A 9,602-nucleotide genomic window follows, 5' to 3' on the forward strand; every position below is an offset into this window, starting at 1 on the left:
TTTATACTTTATAAATATGTGATTAGTGTAATAATATTTTTTAAATTAAATTGAATATTCAATGTAATATTTACAAGGGAAATTAGATTAAAATAAAAAAATCGATACATGATTTCATGAAATCGATTTTTGATTGAACTGAATATTTGACAGTAACTTAGTTTAAATAATTTTTTATTTTTTCAATAACCTGATCAGGTTTTTGTGCATGTAGCCAATGACCTGCTCCCTCAATTGTCTCAAGTTGATAATATGGGAACTGCTGCTCAAGCGCAGTGATATGTTGCTCTTTGGCAATATACCCTGAGTCTGCACCGCGAATAAATAATGCAGGTTTAGACCAGCTGATGATGTTATCCCAATTTAAAATATCATGGTAATGTTCACTTATTGAATGTAAGTTGAATAACCATTTACCCTGCTTAAAAGACATTAAAAGAAATTGAATCACCATCTCTTCGCGAATGTATTGACGCATGATCTCAATTGCTTCCTTTCGTGTTGTTATTTGCGCTTGTTCAACTGCGAACAGGGCCTTAAAAATTACATCATGGTGATTTTCCTGATATGCAAAGGGAGCCATATCCAATACAACCAGCTGCTCAATTTGCTGTCTGGCAACTTCTGCCAACTTCATAGCGATTTTACCGCCCATTGAATGTCCGATCACTGTAAATTGATCGATATTCAAATTTTGCATCGTTTCTAGAACATCTTGCGCCATGAACTGATAGTTCATTTCATTAGAATGAGGTGAATGACCATGATTCCTTACATCAATTTGTACAATATCATGACTGTCATTAAATGCACGTGCAATCACGCCCAAATTACTTAAACTTCCAAAAAGTCCATGTATAAGTACCAGCGGCGTTTTTTTGTTTGATTGACTAACTTGATGATATTGAAAATTAAGTAACATATGATTAATCCAAAACCTAACTGTCCTTGAGCATAAAATATCATCTCAGGAACTTTATGAATGAACAATCCTTATTTACATTAAACTCGCATGATATTGGTTTTGAGTTGCATAAAAATTGAAATATTTGCCTTTTAAATGCACATTTTTTTCAAAAAAACTGCTTTATTTGCTACACATCATTGCGCTAATTCTGTATGTTATTTGGGTATGGATGATTTTAGTGCACTAATGAGTAAAGCTTCTAATTCATGTGTTAAATGGATGATATACGCATCGAACTCCTGATCTATTTGCTTGGCTTCTTATAAGCATGATTCCATATCTGTTAAAAGCATTTATGCTATTTTTTAAATTTAAAATTAGGACTTTAAACCATGTTTCAACATGTAGATCCTTATGCAGGAGATCCGATTCTTTCACTTATGGAAGAATTTAATAAGGATGCACGGACTCAAAAAGTCAATCTAAGTATTGGTCTTTATTATACTGAAGATACGATTGTTCCCCAACTTCAGGCAATCAAAACTGCATACAAGAATATTGAACCAACCAACGATAAGGTAAAATCATATTTACCAATGGATGGTTTGAAGTCTTATGATGAAGCAACACAAAAACTGGTTCTAGGTGCTGATAGCCAAGCTCGTAAAGATGGTCGTGCTGTTACCATTCAAACCTTAGGTGGCTCTGGTGCACTAAAAGTTGGTGCTGATTTTCTAAAAAAATATTTCCCAGAGTCAGATGTCTGGGTAAGCCAGCCAACCTGGGAAAACCATATTGCGATATTCAATGGTGCAGGTATCAAGTCCCACTTCTACCCTTATTTCGATGCCGAAACAAACGGTGTAGATGTTGCAGCTATGCTCGAAGAGTTAAAGAAACTACCTGCAAAAAGTATCGTACTTTTACACCCTTGTTGTCATAATCCAACTGGTGCAGATTTAACACCAGGTGAATGGGATCAGGTAATTGAAGTTTTAAAAAACAATGATCTTATTGCATTCCTCGATATTGCTTATCAAGGTTTTGGTAAAGGTCTGGATGAAGATGCTTATGCAATTCGTGCATTAGATAAATCTGGCATGAATTTCATTGTGAGCAATTCTTTTTCCAAAATTTTCTCACTTTATGGTGAACGTGTTGGTGGTTTAACTTTTGTATGTGATAACGCTGAAGCTGCTAAGAATGTTCTAGGTCAGCTTAAAGCAACTGTTCGCCGCATTTATTCAAGCCCACCAACAACTGGTGCATTACTTGTTGACAATGTGTTAAATAGTGCTGAATTAACAGCAACATGGGAAGCTGAACTTGCAGAAATGCGTGAACGTATTGCCAAAATGCGAGATATTCTGTTTGCTCAGTTAAGTAAAGCCATGCCAGGGCGTGACTTTAGTTATCTGGTTAAACAACAAGGTATGTTTAGCTATACTGGTTTGTCTGCTGAACAAGTTGATATTTTAAAAGATAAATATGCAATTTATTTGGTACGAAGTGGTCGTATGTGTGTAGCTGGTTTGAATATGCATAATATCGATTATGTAGCACAATCCATTGCTGAAGTTATTCAGGCAACTGAAGCTGCGGCTTAAGCCACGATATAAAAAACGGGCAATAAGCCCGTTTTTTATATCTCTTAAATTTTTTATTCAAAATGAATAACTGTACGGATAGACTTACCATCGTGCATTAAATCAAATGCGTCATTAATCTGATCTAATCCCATAGTGTGAGTAACAAATGGTTCGAGTTGGATCTCACCTTTCATTGCATCCTCGACCATTCCTGGTAACTGTGAACGACCTTTTACACCACCAAATGCAGTCCCTTTCCATGTTCGGCCAGTGACGAGCTGGAACGGACGTGTAGAGATTTCCTGACCTGCACCTGCTACACCAATAATGACAGATTGTCCCCAGCCACGATGTGCACATTCCAGTGCAGAGCGCATAACATTAACGTTACCAATACACTCAAATGAATGATCAACTCCCCAGCCTGTCATTTCAACAATAACCTGCTGAATTGGCTTATCGTAATCTTTTGGATTTAAAAAGTCAGTCGCACCGAATTCTTCTGCCAGCTTAAATTTTTCAGGATTGGTATCAATGACAATAATACGCCCTGCCTTTGCCTGACGTGCTCCCTGAACAACAGCCAAACCGATTCCACCTAAACCAAATACCGCAACAGAATCTCCCTCTTGAACCTTTGCTGTATTATGCACAGCACCGATGCCTGTTGTGACACCGCAGCCTAATAGACAAACATGTTCATGGTTAGCTTCAGGGTTGATTTTTGCAAGAGAGACTTCAGCAACAACGGTATATTCACTAAATGTAGAGCATCCCATATAGTGATAAATAGGTTCACCATTATAGGAAAAACGTGTTGTGCCATCAGGCATTACACCTTTACCTTGTGTTGCACGAACTGAAACACATAAGTTGGTTTTACCTGATTTACAAAATAAACATTCGCCACATTCTGCTGTATAAAGCGGAATAACGTGATCTCCGGGTTTAACTGAGGTAACACCTTCACCAACTTCAATGACCACACCAGCCCCTTCATGTCCTAATACAGCTGGGAACACACCTTCAGGATCATCACCTGATAATGTAAATGCATCGGTATGGCAGACTCCAGTATGGGTAATTTTGACTAAGACTTCACCTTTTTGAGGTGGTGCCACATCTATTTCAACTATCTCTAACGGTTTTCCAGGCCCAAAAGCAACAGCTGCGCGTGATTTCATCTCATCTTCCTTATATTTGGTCTGCTTCTTTAACAGATTCCGTACAGTAACCTTTTTTTTGTTGCAGATTCAACAATTAACTTAATGATATGATCTATAAAACCTATAAATATTTGTAGCAATGAAACTTCGTAACATATCGATTGTATTGTTAATGAGCACTTTTACAATAACAGGTTGTAGTTTACCTATGAATGAATCAAAAAAAGATACCCCAATTACAACACATCCAGAACACTGGATTAATGAACCTGATGCTCAGGAAAAGTTGAATAAAGGTCTAACCGCGTATTTAGCAATGAGCGATGCTTTTCAAAGCATTGCAGCACGAGTACATCTGATCCGGCAAGCTCAATACACACTCGATCTACAATATTATATCTGGGGAAATGATTTTATTGGTAACCTGATGCTAAATGAGCTTTTAAAGGCTGCTGATCGTGGTGTTAAAGTTCGTTTACTGATCGATGATCAAAATGGTATTAAACTCGATAAACAGCTTAAAGCGCTGATTTCTCATCCAAACATCCAGATCAAATTTTATAATCCTTATAAGTTTAGAAAATTAAGAGTAATTGATTATATTTTTAGATTAAAACAAATTAATCATCGCATGCATAATAAATTGATTATTGCTGATGGCATTATTGCTGTAACAGGCGGACGTAATATTAGTAGTGAATATTTTGATGCCAGTGAATCATTCCAATTTACAGATATGGATATTTTATTCTTTGGAAATGCAGTAAAACGTGCCAATGATGTTGTACTTGAATTTTGGAATAATGATTTAAGCTATCCAGTTCAGCAATTCATTGGTAAAGGGACAACACAGGAACTTGAAAAGCTAAGAGTTCAGTTTAATAAACTTGCACGCAAAGATAATCCTACCGATGATAAGGTTGATGAGGAACGAGAAGAGCTTGCTAAAGAACTTAAAAATAGCCATCTTAACTGGGCTAAAGCCTATTTTCTTGCTGACTCTCCTAAAAAGACACTTTCCCTAGCAAAAGACAAAGAGTTAATTTATAACCAGATCAAACATCATATGGGTGATCCTAGAGAAGAAATGGATCTTATTGCCGCTTATTTTGTACCTACAAAGTCTGGAACAAAATATCTAACACAGCTCGCTGCCAATCAAGTTGATATTCGGGTTTTAACAAATTCATTTGTCGCAAATGATGTTGCACTAGTGCATGCTTTTTATCAAAAATATCGCCATGAGTTATTGAAAAATGGGGTGCGATTATATGAGTTTAAACCATATATCGAAAGGAAACGTCGTACATGGTATGAAGTTGTTACAGGCAACGTTATTCCCAAAAAAGGAAAAAATAAATCCAGCCTACATGCAAAATTTATCGACATAGATGATAAAGTTTTTATTGGATCATTTAATCTGGATCCAAGATCTTTTAATTTAAACACTGAAGTAGGCCTTGTCGTTGAATCAAATCAGCTGCAAGAACAAATTTCACAAATACTCGACCAAACACTATTTAAAGTAGCTTATGAATTAAAACTTGATCAGAATGGTCAAATCACCTGGCTGGATCATCAAGAAAATGGACAAACCACTAAATATAATATCGATCCACATACCACAAAATTTCAGCGTGCAGTCATGTATACCATTTCTTATCTACCCGTCGAATGGATGATGTAAATTAATGCTGGGCTTTAAATAGGCAAAGTGCATTCTTTTCAAACATCAAAGTAACATTACTAAAACCAGCTTCACTCAGGCTCTGGAAATGTTCTACTTTATTCATGAAAAGCTCAGTATTACTCATACCATTTTCAGCTATGATATGATCACAAACAAAATACACTGCTTCATCAGCTAAAAGTGTATGTACAGTTTTATGAAATCGATATGCATAAGCTTTATGACGTAGCTCATGTAGTGCCTGATGAATAATAATGACATCATACTTTGCTAGATTTTTATTCCAGTTATCTTTTTTAAAATCTCCAATTATAAATTCTGCCCTATTTAACTCACTACATGTCATTTTGGATTGAGCTAATTGATGCATAGCGTTTGAAAAATCAAATGCAGTATAAGAAACTTTCAGACATTGGCTAAGTATTAATTTAGCTAAAAAACCAGGTCCAGATCCGATTTCCAGGATACGACAATCCATAGCTTTATTTTCCTGAATATAATTAACATAAAAGTTAAAGAAATCCACCCTCCAAGGTCTTATCTGGTTTGCTTCATTTGCCCACTGTTCTGCATCGTAAGGATTTTTTAAGTCTATCGGACTATCTACATCTTGTATTGTTGTCATATGATTTTCCATTCAAGCCTGTTATTTAGACATAATTAATATAATTATCGATTTAAAATTTACATGATATTTCATTTGATCTAAAATTACTTTTTTTGAAAAATCTCCCTTAAAATGCAATTTTTTGATCTTGGTCATCAATTTAATCTTAATGATATTCTGCTTCCCACACAAAAATTGGATGACTTACAATTTCATGACTGGTTTTTACGCAAAGTCAGAGTCGAATATGATTGTCTGAATAGTGACGACATATTACATGGACAAGCGGTTATCCAATCAGATCAAAACATCCAGATAGAATTAGAATGGGCGATACTTGATACTGGCCATGAACTGCAAGTCACTTTTAAGGGCATTGAAACTATTGAGGACAGCGAAGTCTTGATTGTTGTTAAAGGTGCTAAGCTTGTTGATCAAGATAATCATCCGGTTAGCACACAAATATTGCGTTTATGGATTGAAGGCACTTTACTCCCACTGCTCCCACATATAAAAACACAAATTAAAAGTCATTTGAACTTATGGGATTATGTTGAATATGACGGATAGTTTTTGACTTTTCTTAGTTCTCTGCACTATTAATTTTTATCTAGCATCATGATCTAGACAATGATGAATTCCTGCCTCGATTACATCAAAAATTTTTTGGTGCATCATTTGAGCAATATTAAATCTCATAAATTGTGATGCTCCTGAAGAATGACTAAAAGAATTCCCGGGAGCCAATATCACTCCATGTTTCAAACAGAATTTTGATAATTCAGCTGCATCAATATTCTCTGGCAAATGACACCATAGAAATAAACCTGCTTTGGGAATAGTCCATGGTAAAATATGATATTTTTCAAGCTTATTTATTGTTTCCTTCATTGCTTTATTTAATCGAATTTTCAATCTTTCTATAGATTTTATATAATTAGTATCGTTTAAAATATGATAAATAATTTCAGCATTTAAATGATTACAACTAAAATTTGTAGCAATTCTTAGATTGATTAATTCTTCAATCTGATCTTGATGACTAATGATATAACCAGTACGTATAGATGCTGAGAGTGTCTTCGAAAAACTCCCGATTTGAATGACATGCTGAAATCCTGCCAATGCTGCATATCTTGGTGCAGCTATGAACTCAAAATCAGCAAAGATATCATCTTCAATAATCACTAAATTAGCTTGTTCTGCCATCTTGGCAATTTGATAAGCATGCTGAATAGACAAACAGGCCCCTGTAGGATTGTGTATACCTGAATTTGTCAGATAAAGCTTGGGTTTTAGCTGTAGTGCCTTTTCAAAAGCATGAAGATCTGGTCCATTTTCAGTGAATGGAACTGCTATATATTGAAGCTGATGTACTTTTATTAGTGCTTGAAAATTAAAATAGCAAGGATCATCAACCAATATGACATCACCAGCATTGAGTAAATGACGAAAAACCAGATCAATGGCTTGAGTACCAGAATCGGTTAATAAAATTTGATTCATATTTACATGAATATCTTGGTTTTTTTTACGTTGCGCTATAGTTTTTCTTAAACCTGAATGCCCTTGTGGAGCAGGATAGTCGGTTAAAAATCTTGAATCCAGTTTTAAAGCCTGTTTTAAACCTTTACGGACACTCGTTTCAGACATCCAGTCAGAAGGTAGCCAGCCACAACCAGGTTTATATATCTCATTTTTTGCTTCAAGGGATTGCCTTGATATCCATAATGGATCTATTTCACGCTCATACTGAACAACCGACTCTAATACAGGTATTTCAGAGACACCTGACACATAATAACCAGAACCAGCTCTTGACTCGATTATTAATTCTGCTTGCATTCTGGCATAAGCCTCTACAACAGTCGAAACTGAAAAACCAAGTTTTTTTGCAAGTTGTCGAACTGATGGTAAACGAGAGCCCGATATCAACTTTTTATTATCTATTTGCTCTTTAATATGTGAGATCACAATGTCAATTTTCGTTTTCATTCAGTTTCCATACAATTTTTTGTTGTGCCATACAATTCAAACTATACTGGATTATTGATCATAACAGTATTTTTCAATTGTAATTGAGTGTTTCTTTTAACCTGACACCTGAACATATAAGTTTTCTATAAAAATACTGGTATTTATTTATGGATCAAACAAAACTTGGCTGGATATATGGTGTTATAGGCGTAATTATATTTGCAGGTTCATTGCCAGCAACCCGCATCGCCGTAATGGATTTTACTCCTGAATTTTTAACAGCAATACGTGCCGTTATCGCTGGTATATTCGGAGGAATGTGTCTTTTATTTTTGAAGCAAGCAAAGCCGAATCGTCAACAAGTCAAATCTCTAACTATAGTTGCAATGGGTGTAGTCATGGGTTTTCCTTTATTCACTGCTTTGGCTCTGCAAACCATAACCTCTGCACGTGCAATTGTTTTTATTGGATTACTTCCACTTGCTACAGCAATCTTTGGTGTATTAAGAGCAGGAGAAAAACCATCCATCCTGTTTTGGGGATTTGCTGTATTGGGAAGTAGTTTGGTAACTTCTTTTATGCTTTTTCAAGAAGAAGCCAGTTTCTATTCAATTGGCGATTTGTATATGATTGCTTCTATCATTGTATGTGGCTTGGGTTATGCTGAAGGTGGAAAACTTTCACGTGACCTCGGTGGCTGGCAAGTTATTTGTTGGGCTTTAGTTATATCACTACCTTTCATGTTTTATTTAACAATATGGACGATACCTCAAGATTTTCACAACATTCATCTAAGCTCATTTTTTGGACTACTCTATGTCTCTATATTTAGTATGCTTATTGGTTTTTTCTTTTGGTATCAAGGACTAGCTCTTGGTGGTATAGCGAAAGTCGGTCAAATACAGCTGCTTCAACCTTTTATTGGTTTTACCTTATCAGCGCTATTACTTAGTGAGAAGATTAGTTTTATGATGATACTTATTACTCTTGCTCTTATTGGTTGTGTCATTATGGCCAGAAAATTTTCATAAATAGAAATACCGTCTCTAAAGTAAACCCATTTCTATGAATATTTTTTTATAACTTTCAGCCTTGTCTTCAAGTGCCAAAGGGTATGCTCTTGAAGATGATGGCATGCGGTATAAAGTCAAATCCCTAGATGCAAAATACGCTTTTGATGCTTTTCCTATAATAGGTTTTATCGTTCCTTCAGGCATAGAAAGCATTAATGTATCCGTTGCTTTATCCCCTGTCGTCATAATGTTTTGACATAGAGGAATCTGCTCCAGAATTTGTTCGAGGTTAGTTGCTGTATGAATCTGTAAAAACTTATCAGATGCATTACCTTTTAAACGAATGACTTTATATGCAGTATCAAAAATAGCAATTCCTTTTTCATTTAGGAAATTACGAATCAGCTCTTCTTTAAAGCTTTTATTTGGTAAGTTTAGAAAATAGTTTTTATCTTTATAGAAAATTAATCCTAAAATACGCCACATATCATTTTGATAATTCGGATAATAAAAATCCATCTTCCAACGCGTTTTGGGAGGTGGAAAACTACCCAACATTAGTAGCCTTGCATTAGGTGGTAGAAAGGGTTCAAGAGGGTGAGTTTCTATATTTAATTCAATCACTTAAGCAACAACATCTATTGTATTTTAAC

At 35.3% G+C, this 9,602-nt stretch carries 9 protein-coding genes; 4 read left to right on the forward strand and 5 right to left on the reverse strand.

Annotated features, from left to right (window positions below):
• Positions 1 to 157: 157 nt before the first annotated feature.
• The gene (locus KPC_RS14525; RefSeq protein WP_121975078.1) at positions 158 to 922 is read right to left on the reverse strand and encodes an alpha/beta fold hydrolase; all 765 of its coding nucleotides are present in this window, start codon (positions 920 to 922) and stop codon (positions 158 to 160) included.
• 377 nt (positions 923 to 1,299) lie between these two features.
• Between KPC_RS14525 and KPC_RS14530 the strand changes: the two genes are divergently transcribed.
• On the forward strand, positions 1,300 to 2,514 hold the full coding sequence (locus KPC_RS14530) for an amino acid aminotransferase (RefSeq protein ID WP_121975079.1): 1,215 nt from the start codon (positions 1,300 to 1,302) through the stop codon (positions 2,512 to 2,514).
• A 53-nt stretch (positions 2,515 to 2,567) separates the two neighbouring features.
• Here the strand turns inward: KPC_RS14530 and KPC_RS14535 are convergent, their stop codons facing one another.
• Positions 2,568 to 3,680: an S-(hydroxymethyl)glutathione dehydrogenase/class III alcohol dehydrogenase gene (locus tag KPC_RS14535; RefSeq protein ID WP_121975080.1), complete on the reverse strand. Its 1,113-nt coding sequence runs from the start codon at positions 3,678 to 3,680 to the stop codon at positions 2,568 to 2,570.
• 190 nt (positions 3,681 to 3,870) lie between these two features.
• Here KPC_RS14535 and KPC_RS14540 point away from each other — a divergent pair, with 190 nt between their 5' ends.
• Positions 3,871 to 5,349 (forward strand): phospholipase D family protein, encoded by a 1,479-nt coding sequence (locus KPC_RS14540; RefSeq protein ID WP_121975081.1) that lies wholly within the window; start codon positions 3,871 to 3,873, stop codon positions 5,347 to 5,349.
• Position 5,350: 1 nt separating this feature from the next.
• Here KPC_RS14540 and KPC_RS14545 read toward each other — a convergent pair whose 3' ends face one another.
• Positions 5,351 to 5,977 carry a class I SAM-dependent methyltransferase gene (locus KPC_RS14545; RefSeq protein ID WP_121975082.1) on the reverse strand — a complete coding sequence of 209 codons (627 nt, stop codon included), beginning with the start codon at positions 5,975 to 5,977 and terminating at the stop codon, positions 5,351 to 5,353.
• A gap of 114 nt (positions 5,978 to 6,091) precedes the next feature.
• Between KPC_RS14545 and KPC_RS14550 the strand changes: the two genes are divergently transcribed.
• Positions 6,092 to 6,529, forward strand: a complete 438-nt coding sequence (locus KPC_RS14550) for a hypothetical protein (protein ID WP_121975083.1) — start codon at positions 6,092 to 6,094, stop codon at positions 6,527 to 6,529.
• Positions 6,530 to 6,565: 36 nt separating this feature from the next.
• Here the strand turns inward: KPC_RS14550 and KPC_RS14555 are convergent, their stop codons facing one another.
• Positions 6,566 to 7,954, reverse strand: a complete 1,389-nt coding sequence (locus KPC_RS14555; RefSeq protein WP_121975084.1) for an aminotransferase-like domain-containing protein — start codon at positions 7,952 to 7,954, stop codon at positions 6,566 to 6,568.
• 149 nt (positions 7,955 to 8,103) lie between these two features.
• Here KPC_RS14555 and KPC_RS14560 point away from each other — a divergent pair, with 149 nt between their 5' ends.
• The gene (locus KPC_RS14560; RefSeq protein ID WP_121975085.1) at positions 8,104 to 8,967 is read left to right on the forward strand and encodes a DMT family transporter; all 864 of its coding nucleotides are present in this window, start codon (positions 8,104 to 8,106) and stop codon (positions 8,965 to 8,967) included.
• 15 nt (positions 8,968 to 8,982) lie between these two features.
• Here KPC_RS14560 and KPC_RS14565 read toward each other — a convergent pair whose 3' ends face one another.
• Positions 8,983 to 9,507 carry a uracil-DNA glycosylase family protein gene (locus KPC_RS14565; protein WP_228212273.1) on the reverse strand — a complete coding sequence of 175 codons (525 nt, stop codon included), beginning with the start codon at positions 9,505 to 9,507 and terminating at the stop codon, positions 8,983 to 8,985.
• Positions 9,508 to 9,602: the final 95 nt, after the last annotated feature.

The organism is Acinetobacter stercoris (assembly GCF_900323515.1).
Lineage (GTDB): Bacteria > Pseudomonadota > Gammaproteobacteria > Pseudomonadales > Moraxellaceae > Acinetobacter > Acinetobacter stercoris.